The organism is Neobacillus cucumis (assembly GCF_016908975.1).
GTDB classification, from domain to species: Bacteria; Bacillota; Bacilli; order Bacillales; family Cytobacillaceae; genus Neobacillus; species Neobacillus cucumis.
Window position 1 is genome coordinate 19,033 of record NZ_JAFBEX010000005.1, and the last position, 23,629, is coordinate 42,661.

Annotated in this window: 23 protein-coding genes and 1 tRNA gene; 23 read left to right on the plus strand and 1 reads right to left on the minus strand. The window is 37.1% G+C overall.

The genetic code is table 11. The features are described from left to right. The first annotated feature begins 294 nt into the window (after positions 1-294). Both JOC76_RS07795 and JOC76_RS07800 read left to right on the plus strand, forming a co-directional pair. A complete protein-coding gene (locus tag JOC76_RS07795; protein ID WP_205177040.1) occupies positions 295-1,005 on the plus strand; it encodes a cytochrome c biogenesis CcdA family protein in 711 nt (236 codons plus the stop codon). 162 nt (positions 1,006-1,167) lie between these two features. Continuing rightward, the gene (locus JOC76_RS07800; protein ID WP_205177041.1) at positions 1,168-1,641 is read left to right on the plus strand and encodes a CcdC family protein; all 474 of its coding nucleotides are present in this window, start codon (positions 1,168-1,170) and stop codon (positions 1,639-1,641) included. A 90-nt stretch (positions 1,642-1,731) separates the two neighbouring features. Here the strand turns inward: JOC76_RS07800 and JOC76_RS07805 are convergent, their stop codons facing one another. Continuing rightward, a complete protein-coding gene (locus tag JOC76_RS07805; protein ID WP_205177042.1) occupies positions 1,732-2,157 on the minus strand; it encodes a DUF2621 domain-containing protein in 426 nt (141 codons plus the stop codon). Positions 2,158-2,383: 226 nt separating this feature from the next. Between JOC76_RS07805 and JOC76_RS07810 the strand changes: the two genes are divergently transcribed. The 21 genes from JOC76_RS07810 (at position 2,384) to JOC76_RS07900 (ending at position 23,620) form a co-directional block, all read left to right on the plus strand. Continuing rightward, a tRNA-Sec gene (locus JOC76_RS07810) sits at positions 2,384-2,480 on the plus strand. 409 nt (positions 2,481-2,889) lie between these two features. Further along, positions 2,890-4,287, plus strand: a complete 1,398-nt coding sequence (locus JOC76_RS07815; protein WP_205177043.1) for an aminotransferase-like domain-containing protein — start codon at positions 2,890-2,892, stop codon at positions 4,285-4,287. 215 nt (positions 4,288-4,502) lie between these two features. Then, positions 4,503-5,744, plus strand: a complete 1,242-nt coding sequence (locus tag JOC76_RS07820; protein WP_205177044.1) for a MalY/PatB family protein — start codon at positions 4,503-4,505, stop codon at positions 5,742-5,744. Between the two features lie 269 nt (positions 5,745-6,013). Beyond that, the gene (locus tag JOC76_RS07825) at positions 6,014-7,456 is read left to right on the plus strand and encodes an amino acid permease (RefSeq protein WP_205177045.1); all 1,443 of its coding nucleotides are present in this window, start codon (positions 6,014-6,016) and stop codon (positions 7,454-7,456) included. A 117-nt stretch (positions 7,457-7,573) separates the two neighbouring features. Beyond that, on the plus strand, positions 7,574-7,957 hold the full coding sequence (locus JOC76_RS07830) for a RidA family protein (RefSeq protein WP_239557609.1): 384 nt from the start codon (positions 7,574-7,576) through the stop codon (positions 7,955-7,957). A 39-nt stretch (positions 7,958-7,996) separates the two neighbouring features. Next, the gene (locus JOC76_RS07835) at positions 7,997-8,254 is read left to right on the plus strand and encodes a glutaredoxin (RefSeq protein ID WP_205177046.1); all 258 of its coding nucleotides are present in this window, start codon (positions 7,997-7,999) and stop codon (positions 8,252-8,254) included. A 227-nt stretch (positions 8,255-8,481) separates the two neighbouring features. Further along, positions 8,482-9,708: a MalY/PatB family protein gene (locus JOC76_RS07840; protein WP_205177047.1), complete on the plus strand. Its 1,227-nt coding sequence runs from the start codon at positions 8,482-8,484 to the stop codon at positions 9,706-9,708. 252 nt (positions 9,709-9,960) lie between these two features. Then, positions 9,961-11,163, plus strand: coding sequence for an aminotransferase-like domain-containing protein (locus tag JOC76_RS07845; RefSeq protein WP_205177048.1), 1,203 nt, complete (start codon positions 9,961-9,963; stop codon positions 11,161-11,163). A 62-nt stretch (positions 11,164-11,225) separates the two neighbouring features. Next, the gene (locus JOC76_RS07850; RefSeq protein WP_205177049.1) at positions 11,226-12,338 is read left to right on the plus strand and encodes a flavin monoamine oxidase family protein; all 1,113 of its coding nucleotides are present in this window, start codon (positions 11,226-11,228) and stop codon (positions 12,336-12,338) included. Continuing rightward, positions 12,338-13,027 carry a hydantoinase/carbamoylase family amidase gene (locus JOC76_RS29905; protein WP_239557610.1) on the plus strand — a complete coding sequence of 230 codons (690 nt, stop codon included), beginning with the start codon at positions 12,338-12,340 and terminating at the stop codon, positions 13,025-13,027. Before JOC76_RS07850 ends, JOC76_RS29905 begins: the two co-directional genes overlap by 1 nt. A gap of 53 nt (positions 13,028-13,080) precedes the next feature. Beyond that, positions 13,081-13,371 carry a zinc-binding metallopeptidase family protein gene (locus JOC76_RS29910; RefSeq protein ID WP_239557611.1) on the plus strand — a complete coding sequence of 97 codons (291 nt, stop codon included), beginning with the start codon at positions 13,081-13,083 and terminating at the stop codon, positions 13,369-13,371. After that, positions 13,371-13,592 (plus strand): M20/M25/M40 family metallo-hydrolase, encoded by a 222-nt coding sequence (locus tag JOC76_RS29915; RefSeq protein WP_239557612.1) that lies wholly within the window; start codon positions 13,371-13,373, stop codon positions 13,590-13,592. Before JOC76_RS29910 ends, JOC76_RS29915 begins: the two co-directional genes overlap by 1 nt. Positions 13,593-13,633: 41 nt before the next feature. Further along, positions 13,634-14,446, plus strand: coding sequence for a VOC family protein (locus tag JOC76_RS07860; RefSeq protein WP_205177050.1), 813 nt, complete (start codon positions 13,634-13,636; stop codon positions 14,444-14,446). A 245-nt stretch (positions 14,447-14,691) separates the two neighbouring features. Beyond that, a complete protein-coding gene (locus JOC76_RS07865; RefSeq protein WP_205177051.1) occupies positions 14,692-15,012 on the plus strand; it encodes an aldo/keto reductase in 321 nt (106 codons plus the stop codon). Between the two features lie 1,118 nt (positions 15,013-16,130). Beyond that, positions 16,131-17,219, plus strand: a complete 1,089-nt coding sequence (locus tag JOC76_RS07870) for an ABC transporter substrate-binding protein (protein ID WP_205177052.1) — start codon at positions 16,131-16,133, stop codon at positions 17,217-17,219. A 13-nt stretch (positions 17,220-17,232) separates the two neighbouring features. Beyond that, positions 17,233-18,321 (plus strand): ABC transporter ATP-binding protein, encoded by a 1,089-nt coding sequence (locus JOC76_RS07875; protein ID WP_205177053.1) that lies wholly within the window; start codon positions 17,233-17,235, stop codon positions 18,319-18,321. After that, entirely contained in the window at positions 18,322-19,179 is an 858-nt protein-coding gene (locus JOC76_RS07880; RefSeq protein WP_205177054.1) for an ABC transporter permease, read from the plus strand. It begins immediately after the preceding gene. Beyond that, the gene (locus tag JOC76_RS07885) at positions 19,176-19,982 is read left to right on the plus strand and encodes an ABC transporter permease (RefSeq protein WP_205177055.1); all 807 of its coding nucleotides are present in this window, start codon (positions 19,176-19,178) and stop codon (positions 19,980-19,982) included. Before JOC76_RS07880 ends, JOC76_RS07885 begins: the two co-directional genes overlap by 4 nt. Before the next feature lie 346 nt (positions 19,983-20,328). After that, positions 20,329-21,177 carry a MurR/RpiR family transcriptional regulator gene (locus JOC76_RS07890; protein ID WP_205177056.1) on the plus strand — a complete coding sequence of 283 codons (849 nt, stop codon included), beginning with the start codon at positions 20,329-20,331 and terminating at the stop codon, positions 21,175-21,177. A 409-nt stretch (positions 21,178-21,586) separates the two neighbouring features. Continuing rightward, entirely contained in the window at positions 21,587-22,480 is an 894-nt protein-coding gene (locus JOC76_RS07895; protein ID WP_205177057.1) for an NAD(P)-dependent oxidoreductase, read from the plus strand. Positions 22,481-22,540: 60 nt separating this feature from the next. Next, entirely contained in the window at positions 22,541-23,620 is a 1,080-nt protein-coding gene (locus JOC76_RS07900) for an amidohydrolase family protein (RefSeq protein ID WP_205177058.1), read from the plus strand. Positions 23,621-23,629 lie beyond the last annotated feature (9 nt).

Sequence of the window (23,629 nt, forward strand, 5' to 3'; positions counted from 1 at the left end):
AGTTATAAGGTCTTGTTTTATCACGGCCGAAGTCCTTTCCGGAGTAACTCCTAAAATGGATAGTAGAATAAGAGAGTTATCAACAAAATAGCACTGTTTTACTAGTATAACCTATAATGTAAATAACTTCAAAGTTATTTGTAAGAAAAAATCCATTTCATACATTCTATATGAAAAGTTCCCATTTCATGAAGCGTTATCACTGAGACACAAAATATTCATGTGAACCATTATCATTTGGAGAGCATTTTTGTTAGAATGAAGAGGTATCGACTTAAGTGGGAGTGTTCATACATGTCTGATGTAAATATATTTTTAGCATTAGGGGCAGGCTTTTTAAGTTTTATTTCACCGTGTTGTTTGCCGCTCTATCCAGCCTTTCTTTCATACATAACCGGCATGTCTGTTGGGGAGCTAAGAGATGAAAATGCCATGCTACAAAAACGGAGCTTACTGCATACAATCTTCTTCTTAATCGGTTTTTCGATTATTTTCATTGCTATTGGTTTTGGAACCTCGTTTTTTATAGGCAGCTTCTTTTTATCCTATAAGGACCTAATTCGTCAGTTAGGCGGGATTTTTATTGTCTTATTTGGATTAATGATTGTCGGGGTATTTAAACCCGAATTTATGATGAGGGACCGCCGTTATGAGTTTAAAAACCGTCCTTCAGGTTATATTGGATCGGTTTTAATTGGGATGGCATTTGCCGCCGGATGGACTCCTTGTACGGGCCCAATTCTTTCAGCTGTCATTCTCCTTGCCGCTTCCAATCCGGGGTCAGGTGTGTTATACATGTTTGCTTACTCTCTAGGATTTGCGATTCCTTTCTTAATTCTGTCGTTCTTCGTTGGACGGATGAAGTGGATTAAAAGACACAGCGGAAAGATTATGAAAATTGGCGGTTATATCATGATTGTCATGGGGATTGTCCTTTTCTTTGACTGGATGACCAAAATCATTATCGTTTTTCAAGGAATGTTTGGTGGCTTTACCGGTTTTTAGAAGTTCATAGTTTGCAAGGCATAGCAAACTTACCAGCGATTGTATGGATTCCCTTTAAGATTAAAATATTTTAATGATTAAAACAGTAATATTTTTTTTCAAATTTCTTCATTTGAGATATAATAGGTGAGTAAATAATTAGATAAGGGATGATTGAATCCAATGAACTACGTTGTTGTTTCTTCAATCGGAGCTGTTTTTATGGGCTTTTTTGTACTGTTTGTCCGCATGAAAGCCGCAAAGAAACCGACTAATGCGAAAAAAATTATCCTGCCGCCTATTTTTATGTCCACTGGGGCATTCATGTATGTGGTACCGGAATTTCGTTTAACGCCAATGGAAATTGGTGAGGCAATCATTGTTGGTATGCTTTTCTCTATTCTATTGATCAAAACATCCAATTTTGAGATTCGCGATAATGATATTTATTTAAAACGATCGAAGGCGTTTATCTACATCCTTGTCGGTTTGTTGATTCTTCGTTTGATTCTAAAAGCCATCTTAAGCAGTACGATTGATATTGGACAGCTAAGCGGCATGTTCTTCTTGCTGGCCTACAGCATGATAGTACCTTGGCGTGTGGCGATGTACCGCTCTTATCGGAAGCTGTATAAAGAGCTTCATAATCAAAATTAATGCTAAACACTGACTTCTTTGATGTCAGTGTTTTTTATATGCTGTGTCGACAGGGGAACACAATAAAAAAACCGCCATAAATTGGGCGGTTTAGAATAAATGTTCATAGGGAGTAACATCGATTTGATTTTGAAAAAGCTTTTTACGTAAAAATTTATGATCCCGCTTTGGTGTCGCCTGGATATATCCTCGAATGACGAGTTCTTCGGTAATTTCGGAAGCATTTTCTTTTAGTGCCAGCTCGCCAATTTTTCCAGCAATCTTATGCTTTGCAACATCTCGGAACAACTCCGGCACAGGGCTGACAAGATCCTCTAAGAGGGCTTTTTCTTCCGGACCCCAGAGGTGAAGGGATTCATTCACATAATGTTCTTCCCAATCCATGTCGGATTTGCCATCTTCTTTGGGCATCTTTTTAAGAAACTTTCGGAACATAAAGAAGCCGCCTATCGAAAAGGAACCTATTAAAAAGACGACCCAAAATAGGATAAACCATAGAAACCAACCTTGCAGCATGCGATTCACCTACAAACCGATATAATTATCTTCTATTATAGTCTTTTTATGGGGCTAATGACAAGAATCCGCCACAATTTTGAAAACCAAAATATAGGGTCGATGATATGCTATAATGGAAATCCTTGTCGATAGTATGACAAATAGGATTTTTTAATTGATTAATACTATATTCCATAGTATTATGATTGCAAGATAATATTTAGTTGTAGAAGCATATTGAGATGGGGTTGAATGGGGTACTGGTGTCCTCCACAGTCTTCAAAACTGCTTGAGACCTGCGTGCCAGGTCTGGTGGGTTCGATTCCCACGCAGTCCCGCCAACAAACTCAATCATATCAAGCGTTTTACCGGCTGTTTGAAAATTACATAGTACTAGTGCTACTGCTTTAATGTGAACTAGTGTGTCAAATCCACCAAACTCTGAATGAAAGGTGGATTTTTTTATGCAAGCAGTTGGGAAAACTCAATGCTTGCCTAGTTAGAAGCAATTTATGAGCTGATGGCCGAACTTCTTTAAAATATGCGATAAAGTTCTGGATCTACACAAATGAAGCTGCGATATTCATTAAACGATTCGCCATCAAAAGACCAATAGCGACATGCCATTGGTCTTTCTTTATAACTTATCATAGTTAGTCTATGGGTCCATTTCGACTCCTTCTTGGATAAATTAAAAGAAAATTATAATTGTGTTATAAACGACACAATCATATAATTGTATGAAAAAGGATGAGTATCGTGCCGATTAATTCTTTTGAAAACTATCCGATGAGCTGGAAGCCATCCATTGATAAAACCAAAAAGCCCATTTATAAAATGCTCGCTGAGCAATTAAAACAGGACATATTAAATGGAGTTTTAATACCAGGCACAAAACTGCCCCCACAGCGAGAATTGGCCGATTATTTAGATTTAAATTTGAGTACTATTTCAAAAGCATTTAAAGTCTGTGAGTTAAAGGGTTTGTTAAGTTCATCAGTTGGAAGTGGCACCTTTGTATCATATGATGCGTTATCGAATGCGTATTTACTTGAAGAAACAAAGCCCAAGCATTTAATAGAGATGGGAGCAACACTACCGGATAAAGCTTCTTACGAGCCACTCCTGAACCAACTGAGAGGTATGCTGCAAGAGACACATTATGAGAAATGGTTTGGTTATGGTCGTGCAGGCGAAAGTCTTTGGCAAAAGGATGCAGCTATTAAGCTTATCCGAAGAGGCGGGTTTGAAACGACAGTTGATCACATTTTATTTGCAAATGGAGGCCAAAATGCGATTGCTGCCACACTAGCTAGTCTTTGTCACCCTGGAGATTGCATTGGTGCGGATCATCATACATACGCAGGCTTAAAAACTGTAGCAGCGATGCTTAGTTTGAAAATAGTACCGATAAAATCAGAGAACAATGAAATGAGACCAGATGCCTTTGAATATGCATGTAAAAATGAGAATATTAGAGGCATTTATCTAATACCTGATTATCATAATCCGACAACTCGCTGTATGTCAGTAGAGAATAGAAAAGCCATTGCAACAATTGCCAAAAAGTATAATAAGTTCATCATTGAAGATGCGACATATCATCTCCACAAAGAAAAAGCACTTCCAGCAATTGCATCATTTGCATCAGAACAGGTTATCCATATTGCAAGTTTATCGAAATCAATAGCCCCAGGATTAAGACTAGCCTATGTAGCGGTGCCGAACCAATTTAAAGAATTTATTTCTAAGGCACTTTATAATTTGAATATATCAGTTTCCCCTTTATTAGCAGAACTGGCTGCACGTACTATTGTATCAAATCAGTTTGAAGTCATAATTGAGGAGCATCGGAAACGAACCATTCGCATAAACCAAGTTGTAAATCAATATTTGGCAGACTATATGTGTTTGGGTGCTGAAACAGGTATTTTTCGTTGGTTGCTATTACCAGGCAAGATTACAGGAGCTGAATTTGAAACGTTAGCGGCACAGCAGGGGGTGCAAGTGTATGCCGCTGAACGGTTTGTAGTTGGAAATAGTAGTCCAGAGCGGGCTGTAAGGATTTCTGTCTGTGCACCAGAAACGCTTGAAGAACTTGAGCAAGGATTAATGATCCTTAAACGTTTATTAAACGATCTTACCTAATATTATTCGCCATACAACATTACGATTGTTTGCCACACAATATAAAATTGTTCGCCATACAATCGTGGAGTTGTATGGCTTTTTTGTGCGTGTTATGATGATCTCAGATAGAGGGATCCCAATAATTTATGTTTTCAAAATATTATGGCATTTGGAGCAGAAACATTTAATCGGTTAATTCGACTTAATAAAAATTTAGAAGGCGTGATGAGCTTATGTATAATTTTGACGAAATTATTGACAGAAGAAATACAAATGCAATGAGTACAGATGGTTTCCGTGGATATATTTTCGGTGACAACGATGGTTCGATGACGTTTCCATACAAAGATGAGGAGTTTATCAGAATGTGGGTCGCAGATATGGATTTTGCTACACCACAGGTAATCATCGATGGAATAAAAGAAAGATTAGATAGTAAAATATTTGGTTATACCAGAATACTCTCTGATTCTTATTATAAAGCTTTTGTATATTGGTGTATTAGAAGATATGGATGGAGCTTTGAAAGAAAACACTTAGTAATGTCTAATGGAATTATACCTGCTTTATTTGAGTTTGTTGAGTATATCTGCAAGCCAGATGAAAAGGTGATTTTTTTAACTCCATCATATGCCTATTTTAAATATGCAGCAGATTATAATCACCGTGAGGCTATATGCTCAGATCTAATTAATGAAAAAGGTCGCTATCTTATTGACTTTGATGATTTTGAACGAAAAGCAGCCGATGAAAAAACAACTCTCTTTATTTTATGTAATCCACATAATCCTACAGGTCGAGTTTGGACTGAAGAAGAGCTTAGAAGATTGGGCGATATATGTGTCAAAAACGATTTATGGATTATTTCAGATGAAATTCATTGTGATCTTCTAAGGAGAGATCAAAAACACATTCCATTAGCAAAAGTATTTCCTAAGTATGATAAATTGATTACCTGTATGGCTCCGAGTAAGACATTTAACACAGCGGGACTGATGCTTTCGAATGTTATAATTCCGGATGAGAAATTAAGAGAAATTTGGCTTTCAAGACATTACAATTTTGATAATCCTTTAAGTGTTGCCGGTGCGCAAGCTGCTTATGAAAAGGGAGAACCTTGGTTAGAAGAACTTAGAATTTATCTGGATGATAATTTTACTTTTACTAAAGATTATCTAGCAGAGAATTTACCAAATGCCATTTTTGAAATTTCGGAAGCAACGTACCTTGCATGGATAAATGTAAGTGCTTACTTAGATAAGAATGAGAACCTTCCTATGTTTTTTGCCTATAAGGCTGGTGTTCTATTAGAAGGGGGGAATATGTTTGTACAGAACTCAGACTGCTACATTAGGTTAAATCTGGCCTGTCCGAGATCCGTATTGGCTGAAGGTCTGAAAAGAATCTGTGATGCAATCAATGCCAAGGAAGAAGAAACTTCAGAATCCGAAACTAATGTGAAAATGGAGGTTTGAGAACTGTAACCATTGAAAAATATGAAGAATTTGTAATGATGCTTGGTCTTCCTCTTTGGTGGTGAACTGCAGGTTATAGCGATTGGAAGGCTAGCGGTTAACGTTAGTAGTAGAACGAAATAGTATATTTAGGCGATACCGTTTGATTTCGCTATTTGAGGAAAGAGATTAGTAAATAACCGAGAAACGTCTTTATTATTACCTTTAGGCAACATCTACTGTATTTATATATCTTATCTGCAATCACCACTATAGAGGGAGGAAAAAAAATGAGTGACAAAATACACGTAGAGTCTTACGAGAAAGAGGACTTGAAGAGAGATCTGTCAAATCGTCACATCCAGATGATAGCCATAGGAGGGGCAATTGGTACTGGTCTATTCTATGGTTCTTCCTGGGCTATTAGTCAAGGAGGACCTGCCATTCTGCTGATGTATTTAATTGTTGGGATAGCCATTTACTTCATTATGAGAGCTTTGGGTGAAATGGCTGTTGAAGAACCTGTGTCGGGAACGTATGTATCCTATGCGAATCGTTATATTCATCGCTTTGCTGGGTTTCTATCTGGCTGGAACGCATTTATCTTCTTAATTGCTACAAGTGCAGCTGATCTTAACGCACTTGGAAAGTATGTACAGTTTTGGTTTCCTAATATACCGGTATGGGTTAGCGCTTTAGCAGTGGTATTGATTATGTTCACCATTAATATTATTGGCGTATCGATCTATGGAGAAACTGAATTCTGGTTATCCTTGATTAAGGTCACAGCAATTGTTCTTATGATAATATTTGGAGCTTTAATGATTATTTTCGGAGTTGGCAATCATGGTAATCCGGTCGGAATCGGTAATCTTGTAAACCATGGGGGATTTTTCTCTATGGGAATGAATGGATTTATTTTATCAATTGTTATGGTAGCGTTTGCATTTGGCGGAGTTGAAAACCTTGGATTTGCAGCTGGAGAAGCAAAAAATGTAAAGACTACTATTCCTAAAGCTGTTAACGCTGTGTTCTGGAGAATTATGATTTTCTACGTAGGGGCTATCTTTATTTTGGTAACAATCTTTCCATGGAATACTGCTGGTTCGAAAGGAAGCCCTTTCGTTGAGATTTTTACTAAAATGAATATTCCAGCTGCGGCTTCGATTATGAACCTTGTAGTTATTTCAGCAGTATTATCTGCAGTAAACTCTAGTATTTTTGCCAACACCCGTACATTCTACAACTTGGCTTTGCAAAAGAACGCTCCTGCTATCCTTAGCAAGGTTAACCGTAAAAATATACCATTTGCAGGAGTCATGCTAGTTTTTGCATCAATGCTTTTTGGTGTTTTAATGAATTTCCTTATACCAGAAAAAGTTTTCTCTTTGTTTGCTTCAGTTACTGTTTTTGGTTTAATTTGCAACTGGTCTGCGATTCTAATAAGTCATTTGAAATTCAGGAAGATAAAGATTAAAAATAATGAGGTTGACAAACTTACTTACAAGATGCCTTTCTATCCGTACAGTAATTATTTCGGCTTATTCTTTATGGCTGTGGTAATAGTATGTATGGGATTCTTACCGGATGAAAGAATGTCTTTGGTTGTGTCGGCTGTATGGGTTGTAATAGTTTTCATTGCTTATAAGTTCTATACAAGGAGTGATACTGTAAAGGATATTGCAAATGATACAGATATTGCAAAAGGCACATTAGAAGATTTTGGCGGATAATTATTACTTTAGAAATTACCTGTTTACAGGATGCAACATATGTAACCATTTAATCGGTTTTATAAGGTGAAGAAATTTTAGGGCTCAAATAAATAAAAGGATCGGAGGAAAATAATAATGAAAATAATAGAAACTATACATGCACCAGGTGCAATTGGACCATATTCACAGGGATTTATAGTGAATGAATTGGTATATACGTCTGGTCAAATTCCAGTAAATCCAGAAGATGGGACAGTAGAAACTGCTATTAAAGAACAGGCGGAACAGAGTTGCCGAAACGTGGGAGCGATTCTTGAAGAGGCAGGAAGTGGATTTGAATATGTATTTAAGACTACCTGTTTCCTAGCAGACATGGCGGATTTTGCGGTCTTTAATGAGGTTTATTCAAAGTATTTTGTATCAAAACCAGCTAGAAGCTGCGTAGCGGTAAAGGAACTCCCAAAAGGTGTTCTTTGTGAGATAGAAGCGATTGCTGTAATGCCAAAAAACCAGTATTAAATAATTTTTAAATATAAATTTGAAAGGTGGATGAACACTATGAAAGTAAAAGTAATTGGAAGCCACTTGTGCCCAGATACCTTATACGCACTCAGCAAACTGAAGGAAAAAAATGCCAATGTCGATTTTCAGGATTTATCTACAAGCTTTCCGGCGCTAAAGGATTATTTGTACGTTAGGGAAAATAATACACTATATGATTCCGTACGTGAAGCAGGAGGAATAGGAATTCCATTTTTTGAAATAGAAGATGGAACACAGACTTTAGATTTAAATGTTGTGTTAATTAAATTATAATTGGTAATTTATACTATTTTTACCATACAATTTTTAAAATTGTATGGTTTTACGTGTTGGAATTATTCAAATCTGGTTTGAGAAATAAAGCTATAGAATTAGCTTTCTAGAAAAGTAGTTTTAATATAGATTTTATAGTAAACCAGAAGAACAATTATTTTTGGGGTTGAGCTTCCTGATTCGGAGAATTATGATATTAGTAGTCGCAAAAAAGGGAGAGAACAGAAATGAACATTGAAGAATTTGTAGAAAAGTATAAAGTAGAGAGACATAATTCAACATCTTTAAAATGGGATTTATTAGAAGAACGTTTTGGAGATGCAGACTTACTTGCCATGTGGGTAGCGGACATGGATTTTAGGACCTCAGATTCCATTACAGAAGCTCTTACAAAACGCGTGAACCATGGTGTGTATGGCTATTCTTTCGTTCCACAAAGTTACTTTGATGCATACTTCAATTGGATGGAAGAAAGATATTCTTTTCAGTTGAAAAAAGAATGGATTCGATATTCAACCGGTGTAGTTGCTGCGCTTTACTGGTTTATTAATGCTTTTACTGAACCTGAAGATTCTGTAATCATTCTTACTCCAGTCTATTATCCATTTCATAATGCCGTTCGTGATTGTGGTCGGAAACTAATTACTTGTCCATTAAATAATGATAACGGTTATTTCACCTTTGATTATGACCGTTTCGAACAAGCAATCATCGATAGCCGTGCCAAACTGTATATACACTGTTCTCCACATAACCCAGCAGGCAGAGTTTGGTCAGAAGAAGAACAAGATAAACTATTTGAAATTTGCAAGAAACATAACGTTTTGATTGTGTCAGATGAAATTCATCAGGATTTTACTTTCGATGATCATAAACATATTCCTGCCGCTGTAGTGAAAGACGGAAAATACCGGGATCTAATCATTACAGTGAATTCTGCTTCAAAAACTTTCAACCTGGCAGCACTGATTCATTCCAATATTATCATTACAGACGATATACTAAGAGAAAAATATGATAAATATATAAAAACAGTGAATCAGACAGATTTTAATACGATGGGACTTACTGCGACAGAGGCAGGTTATTCTAGCGGAGGTGAGTGGTTAGAATCAGTGAAGAGCGTTATTTATTCAAACTTTGTTTATGCAAGAGATACCCTTAATAAAGAGCTTCCGGAAATTACAGTTACACCTATGGAAGGAACATATTTAATGTTTATTGACCTAAATAAAATTATTCCAAAAGAAAAGACAAAAGAATTTATTCAAGACCGCTGTCGACTTGCTGTGGACTTTGGGGAATGGTTTGGTACAGATTATAAAGGATACGTCAGACTGAACCTGGCAACGACTCCCGAGAATGTCAAAATAGCGATTACAAACATTATTAGAGAAGCAAAACTCTTAAAAGAAAATGATTATATGAATGTACCATCTTTGCTCTCTATTTGAGCAGCCTCCTATATGGATTTGACATACCAACAGAAGGAAAAGAAGAAAGAAATTGTTTGCCATACAATTATAATGTTGTATGGCTTTTTGTTGCGTGTTAGAATGTTTTAAATCTAGTTGGAGGATAAACAGAGTAAGGACTGCTAAAAAGTAACTGAAAATTCAGGGTATTTTAGAGGAAGGTAGCTATTAATCTTTTTAAAATAATTATTAAATGTTCTCCATTACTAAATATAAAAGGAATGATGATAAATGGAAAATAAATTTGCTGAGAGAACTCACTTAGTAAAACCTTCAGAGACACGTGAAATATTAAAAGTAACAGAAAGGCCAGAAGTAATTTCTTTTGCGGGAGGCTTACCAGCTCCAGAGTTGTTTCCTGTAGAAGCTCTTAAGGATGCATGTAATGCTGTATTAAACGAAGAAGGTGCGGCTTCTCTTCAATATAGTACGACTGAAGGATATATTCCTTTAAGAGATGCTATTTGTCAGAGAATGAAAGTTATTGGAATCAACGCTAATATTGAACATGTTCTTATCACATCAGGGTCCCAGCAAGCAATCGACCTTACTGGAAGATTATTTATCAATGAGGGAGATACTATTATTTGTGAAAGCCCAACCTACCTTGCAGCCATTAATGCATTCAAGTCATACAATCCCAAATTTGTTGAAGTAGCTATGGATAATGATGGTATGGTGATGGAAGAGCTAGAGAAAAAGCTAATAGAGTATCCTAACACGAAGTTTATCTATACGATTCCAGATTTCCAAAACCCTACAGGGCGCACATTAAAGCTCGAAAGACGAAAGAGAATGATTGAGCTCGCTAATCAATATGATGTACTGATTGTAGAGGATAATCCCTATGGAGCTATAAGATTTGCTGGAGAGGAACTCCTACCTGTGAAACACTTTGACACAGAGGGTAGAGTCATTTATATAAGTACCTTTTCTAAGATTTTTACGCCCGGTCTTCGACTTGGATGGATTTGTGCTGACGAATCTTTCATTGAAAAGTACGTTGCTTTTAAGCAAACAGCTGACTTACACACTGATAGCTTTGCTCAAAGAATTACAGCTAAGTATCTGGAACTTTACAATATCGAAGAACACATTAATAAAATCAAAGCTGTTTATAAAGAAAGATGCACAGCTATGTTATCTTGTATCAAAGAATTTTTCCCAAAAAATATAAACTATAGTATGCCAGAAGGTGGATTGTTTATTTGGATAGAGCTTCCTGAATCTGTTGATTCTGGGGAATTATTCGCAAAATGTTTGGAAAATAATGTTGCTTTTGTTCCTGGTGCCCCATTCTTTCCGAATGGAACAAAGAAAAATTCTTTACGTTTAAATTACTCGAATATGCCTAAAGAGAAAATTTTTAAAGGTATGGAGGTTATGGGAGAAGTATTGCATCATGAATTAGAAAAAGAAACAACTCTTTTATGATACAAATCCCTTTAACAAAGTACAATTATACAACATAGACACTGTCAGAAGGAGGACAAAATATGAACAATCCTGTAATCATTGTTGGTTCAGGTTTAAGTGGCCTACGTGCTGCATCACTACTTACTGAAAAAGGCATTAAATGTAGGGTTCTAGAGGCAAGAGATAGGATTGGTGGAAGGGTTTTGAGTGCTTCTGATCCAAAGAGACCTGACCTAGGAAAATTTGACCTTGGCCCGAAGTGGTTTTGGCCACAGTATGAGAGCCAAATTGCTAAACTTGTAAAAGAACTAAATTTAGAAACTTTCGAACAATATAGTAAAGGTGAAATACTTATAGAACGATTTCAAATCAAGCCACCAGAGCGTTGTGAGCTGAAAGAACACACTGACGAAAAATGGGTTCGATTGACTGGAGGTGTGCAGTCTCTTATCGATGTGCTAGCAGAAACTATTCCCTCAGAAATAGTTGAACTAGAAACGCGAGTGAAGAAAGTTCAGCTGAATGAAGCTGGTGATATCACGGTTGAAGCAGAACTTTCTGATGGAAAGAGAAAAAAATTTCCTGCAAAGGCTGTTATTCTAGCATTGCCACCTCGTCTTGTGGCACATCACATTGAATTTTCGCCTTCCCTTCCTCCAAATCTTATTGCTGACATTGTCAAAAAACCTACGTGGATGGCGGGACAGGCTAAGGTAGTTGCAGTATATGATCGTCCCTTCTGGAGAGAAGTAGGACTTTCTGGTTATGTATTGAGTGCCGTTGGTCCCTTAGAAGAAATATATGATGCCTCTCCAAATAATGGCCCTGGTGCATTATTTGGTTTCTTCGGAATGCCTCCAGCAGCACGTGAAAAAATGGGCCAAGATAAAATTTTAAAATTGGTTGTTGACCAGTTAGTTAAGCTCTTTGGGAGTGAAGCTAAAAACGTAAAGGCTATTTTTTATAAAGATTGGTCCAGCGATTCTGAAACCACTGTTGAGGAAGACTTAAGTCCTCTTAAAAATTACCAAAGCTATGGTCCACCACCAGTAGAAGGTGTATGGGAGAAGAAAATTATTTTTGCTGGTACAGAAACGAATTCAGAATATAGTGGACATCTTGAAGGTGCCCTTCAGTCAGCTGAACAGGCAGTTGCTGAAATCATTAATTTAAATGAAAAGGATGTTTCTTGATGGCAAAGCAGATCGCGAATATCTCGATTAATACGGAACGAATTTGGTCTCAATTAATGGAACTGGCCGAAATAGGTAAACAAGAAAGTGGCGGTGTAACCAGAACTTCCTTGTCCCCGGAAGACTTAACCGCCCGCAAGCTTCTCATGAATTGGATGCAGGAAACGGACCTGGAGGTACGGGTAGATGAAGCGGGAAACATTATTGGACGATTGCCAAGAACAGATGAATCAATAACTGAATCTGTTATGACTGGATCGCATATTGACTCTGTCCTAAATGGTGGGAAATTTGATGGGCCATTAGGAGTTCTTGGTGCCCTCGAAGCCGTTCGAACCATTCAGGAGAATGGGATAAAACTGAAACGTTCCATTGAAGTGATTTCGTTTACGGATGAAGAAGGTGCTCGCTTCTCAGCTGGTTTTACCGGAAGCAAAGGAATGTGCGGCCTTTTTGGACGGCACCATCTTGATGAAATGGTCGATCAAGATGGGATTACCTATTCCCAAGCCTTTCTTCAAGCTGGGTTAAATCCTGATAACTACGAAAATGCAAAAAGAGAACCAGGTAGTATCAAGGCATTTGTTGAAATCCATATTGAACAAGGTAAAGTACTGGAGAATGGAGATCTTTCTGTAGGAATTGTCACAGGTATTGCAGGACCGATGTGGCTCGAAGTGACCATTTGAGGTGAATCTGGCCATGCAGGAACCACCCCGATGCAGTTACGGCTGATTCTGGTTTGGCCGCAGCAGAGTTAATGCTGCAAGTCGAACAGATTGCCAAAGCGTATCAAGGGGTCGGAACAATTGGGAGAATTCACTTTGAACCTGGCGGTGCGAATATTATTCCAGAATCTGCTTCCTTTATGATTGATTTTCGACATACAGATGCCGGGAAAAGGGAGCTAATGAAAACGGAGATTGAATTAGCTCTTCGTAAAATTTGTGAAAAACGTTCACTGCAATATAATCTGACTGTGAATATGGATATTCCACCGGTTCTTTGTTCGAATACGATTGTGGATATGTGATGGAAGATGCGTGTCAAGATCTGGGTTTCGAACCGTTTCGAATCGTAAGTGGGGCTGGCCATGATGCGATGATCATGTCCAATATTACGGATGTAGGCATGATTTTCGTTAGAAGTAAGGATGGGATCAGTCATAATCCAAAGGAATGGAGCAGTAAAGAGGATATCGCGGATGGCGTTAATCTCCTCATGCAAACCATAATTAGATTAGCATCAGAATAAAGTCAGGTTAACATACAATATCGATTGAAAGGAGTACTATTTTGGACTTTTTCTTTGATCACCTTGTTTGGTTCTTTAGGAAACCGGAGAAAGCAATTTTACCCTTAAAACAAAGAGGACTTCATGTTGTGAATGGTGGGCGTCATGAATCTTGGGGAACATATAATACCCTGACCTATTTTGGCTTAAGTTATATTGAATTTTTAGGAATTGAAAATTTATCAATAGCTGAAAAACATGTTGAAAATCGATTGATTACACAAATTGTTGAACAGCTAGCTAAAGAAAGTCGGGAAGGTCCTGCGAAAGTAGCGATCCGAACAAATCAAATTGAAGAACTAGCAATAAAACTTAAAGCAGAAGGACTTACAGTATATGGGCCGCTTACTGGGGAGAGAGTTCGAGCTGATGGTGAAGTAATCAGGTGGTCATTGTTATTCCCTGAATACGCGGAAAACAAAGTTTCTTTACCATTTTTTATAGAATGGGAAAAATCAGATGAAGAAAGGTATTCGGAATTAGAGGAACAAAGACTCATAGGGACACACCTATTAGGTCAACCAAAATTGGAAAGTGCTGGTTTTGTCGTAAATAATTTAGATAAAACTTTAGAAATTTGGAAGAAATTGTTTGGCCTTAAACAAGGCGAGGAGTATATTGATACGGAAATCAATGCACGTTGCAGAATATTAAAATTGAACGGAACTAATTTATTATTTTGTACACCAATTGGAAATGGTCCGGCTGCTAAGGTATTAAAAGAAAAAGGGGAGACTCCTTTTTTAGTGAACCTGACTGACACGAATCAAAGTCACTTTTTTGAAATGTTGGATGGTTATTGGAGGTTCCAGTAATATATTAAAACGCTTATAAAGTAAATCACAGATCCAAGATTGAATATAATTCTTTTAAATTTCAGTGTCCTCACTGATGTAAGGCCAATGATTGAACCTTTTCCCTAAGAACATGAACAAAGGCAGAAATACTTTAAAAATTTATTTTACATAATATTGACAGGGGCTTCACATCTGGTAGGTGGGATTGAATGGCGAACAGGTAAATTTAAACAGTATTCACACGATCAGAAAGAGGAAGGAATATGAAAAATCCGATAGTAATTGTTGGTGCTGGTTTAAGTGGCCTACGGGCTGCGTCTCTACTTACAGCGCAGGGCATAAAATGTAGGGTTCTAGAGGCTAGAGATAGGATTGGCGGTATCCTGCTTAACGACCCAGTCTTAGTGGAGATTGCTAACAAGTACAACAAGTCTACTGCCCAAGTGACCCTGCACTGGGATATTCAAACAGGCGTGGTGACGATTCCAAAATCAATCAAACCACATCGTATTGCTGAAAATGCCGATATCTTTGATTTTGAACTTACACAAGAAGATTTAAATCGAATAGGTACTCTTAATTAGAATAAGCGTCAGTTCGGGGATCCTGAAGTGGTCGGCAGAGATTAATATTTCTATAAACTTCGTTTAAACAAAAGGTTCTAGTATTGTATTTTAAAGTATAATAAGATCCGACCTTGGTACGGAATGAACAGAAAATCCTTCCAGAGTTTGTTTATACTAGAGATGAATATAATAATAATAATAATTTTGCTTGGGAAGTTTCCCAAGCTATTTTTTTTGAACTGATTTTAATAAATCTGAAGCAAATGCAAGACGACATTATTGGCTAGGAAGTGTATATATTAGATTCTTTGAAATTATTTAGGCATTAAGTTAGTACATAGTTTGAGGAGAGGAAGGTGAACTTTTTTTGGCCATTACATATGTTATTTAATGAGCTGCTCAAATTGGTGAGCAGCTTTTTTTGTAAATTTGGCAAAACATGTGTGTAAATGTCCATCGTATTTCCAGTTGTTGAATGTCCTAAGTCGTGAAATCTTAAATAAGGCAAGCAAGTGTTTTGGAATTAAATAATCGGTTAATTTGTAAGGAGGACTTGGGATACTAAAGTAAATTATAATTATTAAAATATTTAAAATTATATAAATAAAGGCTTTTATCTAGAAAACTTATATGCTACAATGTGAATGTAATAATTATTACGATTTGTATTTTTGTAGTAAAAAATAATACTACTGGTGGTGATGACTTTTCGGGTTATGCTGAATTTCCGAAGGAACTTCAAGAACTACTTAGAAATAGGGTAGACCTACAAACAAGTCTGCTAGCAAATTTTTAAGGAAATTAATGAAAGCGATTTAATGGGAAGGGAAACAAATAGAAAATATTCGTTCCACTACTGACGGAAACTCATCTCCTTTGTGAGTTTCACTTATTTATTCTTAAAAAGAAAGCGCTTCATCAATTAGAGACGGTCTTGATAACATAGGTATGACCCAGCATAAAAGTCGTTACGCATCCCACGTTATTCAAACCTTTCCAATGAGCATACCAAATAGAATAATATTTTTTGCTTAAATTGGTAATAAAAAATACATTAAATATAACAAATGTAGTATTTATTACAACGTAAATTAGGTAGATTAAAAACTTATATAAGTAAAGAGGGGATGAAAGAGATGAAGAAAAAATGGTTAACAAGTATTGCCGTAACCACCATGATGGGTGCACTGATTACAGGATGTGGACAACAGAGTACAGCTTCTAAGGCAGAAAGCAAGAAAGGTAGCATTGAAAACCAACTGGTTATTGCTGGTAATGGGGCAGAATTCGAAAATGTCATGAGAGACGATATCTTCAAGCAGTTTCAAGAAAAATATCCGGAAGTAAAAATCAGTTATGTTTCTGGAGTTTCAGGGGACATTGTAGCCAAGGTAAGAGCACAAAAAGCTTCTCCTCAAATTGACTTTGCGATCGTAGATTCCAACTCCCAAGAGATTGGACGTAAAGAGGGGCTTTGGCAAAAAGTAGATAAAAAAGATGTACCGAATTTGGAAAAAGCTCAATTTGGTTCTAAAGCGAAAGATAACAGTGGAGTGCCTGTATTTTACTCGACTATGGGGATTTCTTATAACAAAGAGCTTGTGCATAGTAAAGGGCTGCCAGTACCTAAATCGTGGAATGACTTAAACAATCCAAAGGTAAAAGAAAATCTAGTACTCTCGGATATTAGCAATAATTTCGGACGTACGACATTGATCATGTTAGCTTACGCTAATGGAGGGTCGGAAAAGAATATCGATCCCGGCTTTGAAAAATACGCGGGTATTGCTTCTGGATTACCCACTTTCTTAAATAATACCGCCCAAATTCAACAGGCGTTACAACAAAAAAGAGCAGCTTATACAGTATGGAACTCAAACAGAAGTTTAACCTTGGCTGCTTCTGGTACTCCTATGGAATTTGTTATTCCAAAAGAAGGGACCATCCTTTCGACTCAATTTGCCAACTTGGTAAAAGGAGCACCTCATACTAAAGCGGCGAAAAAGTTTATTGATTTTCTTCTGACCGATGAAGTGCAGAAAACTCTAGGAGAAAAATTATATCTGAACCCAGTAACAGATGTGAAATTATCGGCTGAAGCGTCCAAAAAAATTGACTTTGATAAAAGTAAAGCGGTGAATGTGGATACAGAATTGATTAGTAACGAGTATGCCAAATGGGTAGAGAGATTCAACAAAGAGGTCGCAACCAAAGTCAATAAGTAAGGAGGACTACCAGTTGGAAAAACAGTATGATGTTGAACTAAAACATATTAAAAAGAGCTTTAATGGAAACACGATTGTAAAGGATTTTAGTCTACAGATCGAGAGAGGAGAATTTATCTCCTTTCTCGGGCCTTCGGGCTGTGGAAAGACCACCACACTCAACATGATTGCGGGCTTCTTGGAAGCGGATGAAGGGGAATTGTTGATCAAGGGAAGATTAATGAATGGAGTTCCTACCTACAAAAGAGACTTGGGGATGGTTTTCCAAACCTACTCATTGTTCCCGCATATGACTGTGTATGAAAATATAGCGTATGGATTAAAATTGAGGAAACTTCCGAAAGTTGAAATAGACGTAAGAGTGAAAAAAGTTCTTGAACTGGTCAAACTACCTCAAGTGCAAACACGCTTTCCCAAACAGCTTTCAGGTGGTCAACGTCAACGTATCGCAATCGCCAGAGCGTTAGTAATGGAACCGTCCATTCTGTTACTGGACGAACCTCTGAGTAACTTGGACGCGAAGCTTCGCGAGGAGTTAAGAGATGAATTGAAACGTCTCCATAAGGAAATTGGGGTTACTACCATTTTTGTGACCCATGATCAGGAAGAGGCCTTGTCGCTATCCGACCGAATTGTTGTCTTGAGTCATGGAAACATTGAGCAAATCGGCTCCCCCTCTGATATCTATCACCGACCGGCTACGGAGTTTGTACATACTTTTATTGGGAAAACGAACCGTCTGACTGGTACTGTAAAGGCTTTGGATGGCAGTGACCTTACCATTCATACGGAGGATGGACTGTCCATTAAGGCAAGGAACAAGGAGAAGAAATTTGTCTCGGGCGAAAAGGTTTCAATGTATATGCGTCCTGAGACCATCCAATTGACAAAGGACCCGGCCGGTAGCGCTGATGTAACTACTTTTAGTGGTATCATCAAGCTTGTCACTTTTCTTGGCCCGATTACGGAATATCACATTTCTGTAGGAAAGCACGAGCTGATTGTGCGAACGCAACAACCTCAGAGACATTTCGTTGAAGGAGCTGAAGTTTACGGCTTTTGTCATACAGAAGATATTATGGTTGTAGAGGAGAACTACTAGATGGCGAAAACTTCTTTACGAACAAGCTTAATTATTGGACTCTTGTTGGCTCCTACACTTGTTGTATTAATGGTTTTTTTCTTAATTCCCATGCTGATGATGTTTTTTCATAGTTTTGAGGATAATGACTTTCACTTTACCTTGCAAAACTACTTCATTTTCTTTAAGGATCTCTATTATTGGGATATTCTTTGGAATTCAGTTAAAATCAGTGTCTGGACCGTTTTGGTAACGTTCGTTTTCGGCTATCCTGTAGCCATGTTTATGGCGAAATCGGAAGGGAAAGTAAGAAGCCTCGTTACTTTGCTTGTACTTGTGCCTCATTTGGTAAGTGTGGTTATCCGCAATTTTGGATGGACGATTATTTTGAATGAAAATGGTTTAATCAACAGTTTGCTAATGAATTTGGGCATCATCCAAAAGCCTTTACGCCTAATGTATAACGAATTAGGTACTGTTATTGGTCTAGCAGACTCCTATATTGTGTATATGATTTTAGCGATTGCGACAAGTCTTTATGCCATAGACCAATCCCTGTACAAAGCTGCTTCTATTATGGGTGCGAGACGATTTACTTCTTTCTTAACGATTACGTTTCCGTTAAGTTTGCCGGGGATTTTTTCTGGGATTGTCTTGGTATTTAGTTTATCCATGAGTGCATTTGTGACACCTGCCTTATTGGGAGGAACTGCGGTAAAAGTGATGCCAACTCTGATATATCAAGAAATCCTGATTACACAAAATTGGCCTTTTGGTACCGCTTTGTCCTTTATTTTACTAGCCTTTACGCTTCTCTTGGCGGGCTCATTTACCAAACTGGTGGAAACACATCGTTATAAGGAGGTGTTCCAATCATGAGAACGTTTCGCTTCTCTTGGCTTGGGGCTTTAACATTTATTGTTTTGTTGTTTGTAATCTCTCCTTTTATCGTTCTTATACCAAGTTCGCTTACATCAGCCAAATTCCTGTCGTTTCCTCCGCAGGGGTTCTCTTTTCAATGGTATGCGAAAATACTGGATCGCCCAGAATTTATTGATTCTTTTATATTCAGTATAGAATTGGCTGTGGTAACTGCCATTGCGGCGACTATTCTAGGAACATTGGCTGGATTTTCTATAGCGAAGTATAAGTTTAGGGGAAAGAAAATTGTCAATACATTTTTACTTTCGCCACTAAGTGTTCCTTCATTAATCGTGGGAATTGCTGTATTGATTTATTTTACTAAGATTGGCATAGCGGGTTCCTTTTTTGGATTGCTTTTGGCGCATTTGCTGATTACTATTCCGTACGTCGTTCGTCTGGTTTTAACTGGAATGACAAGTTTTGACTATAGTCTTGAAAAAGCAGCAGCCATTGTAGGAGCAAAACCAATTAGAGTATTTTGGGATATTACCCTTCCGTTGATTAGACCTGCTGTTTTTTCTGGATTTATCTTTTCTTTTCTCAATTCGTTCGACAACGTTACACTGTCCTTGTTTTTAGTGTCACCGCAGCAGATGACACTTCCCCTGACGATATTCAGCTACATTCAGGAAAATGTAGATCCGTTAATATCCGCAGTATCAACTGCAGTGATTCTTTTAAGCTTAATTCCAGTTATTTTATTGGAAAAAGTATATGGCCTCCAACGGTTGTTTGGTATGGAAACAAATTCCCATTAAAGAAAGTAATAAGTCTGTAAGTAAACCTAGCCCCTGCAACTAGTCATAATCCAGCGCAGTATCAAAAGTGGATATGACAAGATGTCGCAGGGTTTTTATTTCTAATAAGTCATATTAATGAGAGTAGACTAAGTTAATTTTACTTTTTTAGAGAAAAATACATCTAAATAGAAGATTATATTTTTGCTAAACGTTGCTAGCATATTTAGTAGTGGTATTTATTACTACTTGAGTTTAATATAGTAGTTTTTGATATAAAATCTATAAAGGTTTAGCCTGCGACATCCTACTTTAATATGGTATGATGTAGAATATGTACCTTTAATTTACATTATAGGAGATTGTCATGAAAACGAATGTAATACAATTAATTCAAAATAAGGCATCAGAATTAACAGAATCACAACGTAAAGTAGCCGATTACATCATCAAGAATGCGATGGATGTTGCTTTTTTAACTGTTGATCAATTGGCAGGACTCGTAGGAACGAGTACTACTACGATTATGAGGATGGCTTTTAAATTAGGCTTTTCGGGTTATGCTGAATTTCAAAAGGAACTTCAAGAACTACTAAGAAATAGGGTAGATCCTCAAACAAGGTTGCAAGTAAATCTGAAGGAAATTGATGAAAGCGATTTATTAGTGCGTTGTGCAGAAAAACAAATAGAAAATATTCGTTCCACAATGGATCTCATCGATAGCGAAACTTTGAATAAGATGATGGATATGATATGTTCTGCCAATCAGATTTATTGCTTAGGTGCCAGAACAAGTAAGCCAGTAGCTCAATTTCTAAATCATGGATTCAATCGATTGTTTGGTAACAGTCATTTGGCGAATGAGGATGAATGGCCAGAAAAAGCAACTGATTTTTCACCATCAGATTTAGTGATAGTTATCAGTTTTCCAAGATATTCAAGCAAAATGATTAACATGGCGAGAGTGGCAAAACAAAATAATGCGAAGATTATTTCTATTACTGACGGATACTCATCTCCTCTAGTGGGCTATACCGATTTATTACTTCCTTGCAGTTACCAAAGCATTGCTTTTCACAACTCCATCATTGGACCAATGTTTATCGCTGATTATCTTATTAGTGCAATTGCCATTAATTACTCAGATAAAACAAAAGAACGCTTTAAGTCAATTGAACCAATCATTACCGATTTGGGCTATCATTATTTGGATTAAACTTAAAGTCATTATGAAACGAAAAGGCCATACGTGTTCACGTATGGTCTTTTATATATTCATTAAATTCAGCAAAGTGTACCAAATATAGTTAATGATTAATGTGAATTTTACTTATTTTCAAAATTTATATAGTGAAAAGGTTTACATGTAAATAAAACGATGATAATATAAGTGTGTAATAAATATTACATTTTATTTATTAGTAGTTATTTTTACTACAAAACAACATATTACATTTAGGAAAGTTTAAAACCATGTAGGATTTTCCCCTGCATTAGGTAAAATGCCTATTTGTTATTTTGCTACTAGTTATACAAATAGAAGATCCTAAACAGAGGAACCTGAATTAAAGTAATGAAAACCGAAATCAGAAGCTTATGTAGTAAAAGAGGGAGGATATATCAGAATGAAATTAGGGTTTGTAGGGTTTGGAGAAGCAGCTTTCGAAATGGCAGCTGGACTAAAAGTACAGGGTTTGGAAAAAATAGTTGCATATGATTCGCTCTGGAATCACCCTGTGTACGGAAAACTTGTCCATGACAGAGCAGAACTAGCACAAGTTAAACTGGAAAATTCTTTGGAAAGTTTATTCAATTTGGAAGAAATCAATATCCTGATTGTCGCTGTGCCAGCAAATAAAGCATACGAGGTTAGTGAGACATTAAAGCCATATATAAAAAACAATCTAGTGTATATCGATGTATCTGCTTCAAGCCCAAATGTTAAGCGAGATATTAATGATAATATTAAGGAGAAAGGAGCACAATTCGTTGATGCAGCGATGATGGGTCCTTTGCCGGTTTATAAACATAAAGTACCTATTCTTGCAAGTGGTGAGGGAACGGACGCTTTTATTGATTTCATGTCCCCATATGGCATGAATATTACAAAAGTAAGTGAAAAACCGGGAGATGCATCTGCCGTAAAATTAATTCGCAGCATCTTTATGAAAGGCTTACCTGCTCTTTTGCTTGAAATGTTAGAAGCTGCTAGTGAATTTAATGTGGAAGAACGAGTTATTAACTCTATAAGTGAAACCATGAATGCAAAAACATTTGAAGAAACTATGAATCGTTTGATTACCGGAACTTCTATTCATGCATTAAGAAGATCGATAGAATTAGAAGGGACGATAGAAATGCTAGAATCCTCGAATTTGAATTCCTTGATGAGTAGAGCAGCCAAAGATAAACTTAGATCGTTGGCAGAATTAAATTTAAAAGAAAAGTTCCAAGGAAAGACTCCGGAGAGCTGGTTGGATGTAATTACAGCTAGTAAAGAGCATGACAAGATCTCCTAAATAATAATAGTTTAAAAATTTAATAGATTAATTATAATGTTTGAATGGAGTGGTTATATAATGGCAACATGGCGTTTTCATGGAGGGTTAATTTGGAAAGAAAATGGATTCAAGGAAAACACCTCTATAGATATTCAAGTATTAAATGCAGAGGATCGAGAAATATACCTCTCTGAATCCAGCTTACTAGTTCCAGGCTTGATTGATTTTCATTGTCATATTTGGGCCCCAGGTGCTTCTGTGGGTGTTACCGATACTGAGTATATTTCCTCTGGGGTGATTGGGTCTGTAGATGCTGGAACTTTTGGATATGATGGATGGGAAAATGCGGACCGATTATGGCAGAATAGCCCGATGGAAATTCGTTCATGGCTATCTGTTCTCCCTGAAGGTCTGACTATCCACCCTAATCCTAACCCAACAAAACCTGAAGATATCTCTGTGGAGCGTTTGATAGAAACCGCTTCTTTAGCAGGGAACCGACTATATGGGTTTAAAGTTCGATTAGGCCAAATAGATGCAAAAACGGATCGTGGGTTGTTGGAAGTTGCTCGTAATGCGGCTGAAAAAAGTGGCTTAAAGATGATGGTTCATCTTACAGGTTCAAGTCTATCGATTGACGAAGTGGTTGAAATTTTACGTCCTGGAGATGTTTTGACACACCCTTATCATGGACAAAAAGGTCATGTTCTTGATGAACATGGGAAAGTGTCTGCGGCCTTTAAACAAGCAGTTGATCGAGGATTGTTGTTAGATGTTGGTCAAGGAAGCAAACATTTTTCCTGGAAAGTATTTCAGCAAGCTGCCTTGAAAGAGGGTATCAAGCCAAACTTCATTAGTTCGGACATTGTTAGGAATACATGGAAGAAACCGCCTGTTAATGACATGAGTTACATTGTTTCTAGATTTATTGCAGGGGGACTTACGAAAGAAGAAGTATTTTCATCCGTATTGGATAACGCATGCCGTTTTATGGGATTGGAACTGGATTATGTAAATCGAATCCTTGTTTTAGAGGCAGATCATTCTGAGACTCAATATTTGGATTCTGAAGGAGACGGCATTACTGGACATATACAATACAATCCGAGTATTCATATCAATCATGGAAGAGTGATTTTTTCACATGAATTAAACTAAAGTAAATTT

What these genes read in the sequence shown, in the direction of transcription:
- JOC76_RS07820 (WP_205177044.1), top strand. Translation starts at nt 4,503, where the DNA reads ATGTATAATTTTGACGAAATTATTGACAGAAGAAATACAAATGCAATG.
- JOC76_RS07850 (WP_205177049.1), top strand. Translation starts at nt 11,226, where the DNA reads ATGAACAATCCTGTAATCATTGTTGGTTCAGGTTTAAGTGGCCTACGT.
- JOC76_RS07830 (WP_239557609.1), top strand. Translation starts at nt 7,574, where the DNA reads ATGAAAATAATAGAAACTATACATGCACCAGGTGCAATTGGACCATAT.
- JOC76_RS07835 (WP_205177046.1), top strand. Translation starts at nt 7,997, where the DNA reads ATGAAAGTAAAAGTAATTGGAAGCCACTTGTGCCCAGATACCTTATAC.
- JOC76_RS07815 (WP_205177043.1), top strand. Translation starts at nt 2,890, where the DNA reads ATGAGTATCGTGCCGATTAATTCTTTTGAAAACTATCCGATGAGCTGG.
- JOC76_RS07840 (WP_205177047.1), top strand. Translation starts at nt 8,482, where the DNA reads ATGAACATTGAAGAATTTGTAGAAAAGTATAAAGTAGAGAGACATAAT.
- JOC76_RS29915 (WP_239557612.1), top strand. Translation starts at nt 13,371, where the DNA reads ATGGAAGATGCGTGTCAAGATCTGGGTTTCGAACCGTTTCGAATCGTA.
- JOC76_RS07895 (WP_205177057.1), top strand. Translation starts at nt 21,587, where the DNA reads ATGAAATTAGGGTTTGTAGGGTTTGGAGAAGCAGCTTTCGAAATGGCA.
- JOC76_RS07880 (WP_205177054.1), top strand. Translation starts at nt 18,322, where the DNA reads ATGGCGAAAACTTCTTTACGAACAAGCTTAATTATTGGACTCTTGTTG.
- JOC76_RS07900 (WP_205177058.1), top strand. Translation starts at nt 22,541, where the DNA reads ATGGCAACATGGCGTTTTCATGGAGGGTTAATTTGGAAAGAAAATGGA.
- JOC76_RS07795 (WP_205177040.1), top strand. Translation starts at nt 295, where the DNA reads ATGTCTGATGTAAATATATTTTTAGCATTAGGGGCAGGCTTTTTAAGT.
- JOC76_RS07865 (WP_205177051.1), top strand. Translation starts at nt 14,692, where the DNA reads ATGAAAAATCCGATAGTAATTGTTGGTGCTGGTTTAAGTGGCCTACGG.
- JOC76_RS07885 (WP_205177055.1), top strand. Translation starts at nt 19,176, where the DNA reads ATGAGAACGTTTCGCTTCTCTTGGCTTGGGGCTTTAACATTTATTGTT.
- JOC76_RS07890 (WP_205177056.1), top strand. Translation starts at nt 20,329, where the DNA reads ATGAAAACGAATGTAATACAATTAATTCAAAATAAGGCATCAGAATTA.
- JOC76_RS07825 (WP_205177045.1), top strand. Translation starts at nt 6,014, where the DNA reads ATGAGTGACAAAATACACGTAGAGTCTTACGAGAAAGAGGACTTGAAG.
- JOC76_RS07800 (WP_205177041.1), top strand. Translation starts at nt 1,168, where the DNA reads ATGAACTACGTTGTTGTTTCTTCAATCGGAGCTGTTTTTATGGGCTTT.
- JOC76_RS29905 (WP_239557610.1), top strand. Translation starts at nt 12,338, where the DNA reads ATGGCAAAGCAGATCGCGAATATCTCGATTAATACGGAACGAATTTGG.
- JOC76_RS07845 (WP_205177048.1), top strand. Translation starts at nt 9,961, where the DNA reads ATGGAAAATAAATTTGCTGAGAGAACTCACTTAGTAAAACCTTCAGAG.
- JOC76_RS07870 (WP_205177052.1), top strand. Translation starts at nt 16,131, where the DNA reads ATGAAGAAAAAATGGTTAACAAGTATTGCCGTAACCACCATGATGGGT.
- JOC76_RS07805 (WP_205177042.1), bottom strand. Translation starts at nt 2,157, where the DNA reads ATGCTGCAAGGTTGGTTTCTATGGTTTATCCTATTTTGGGTCGTCTTT.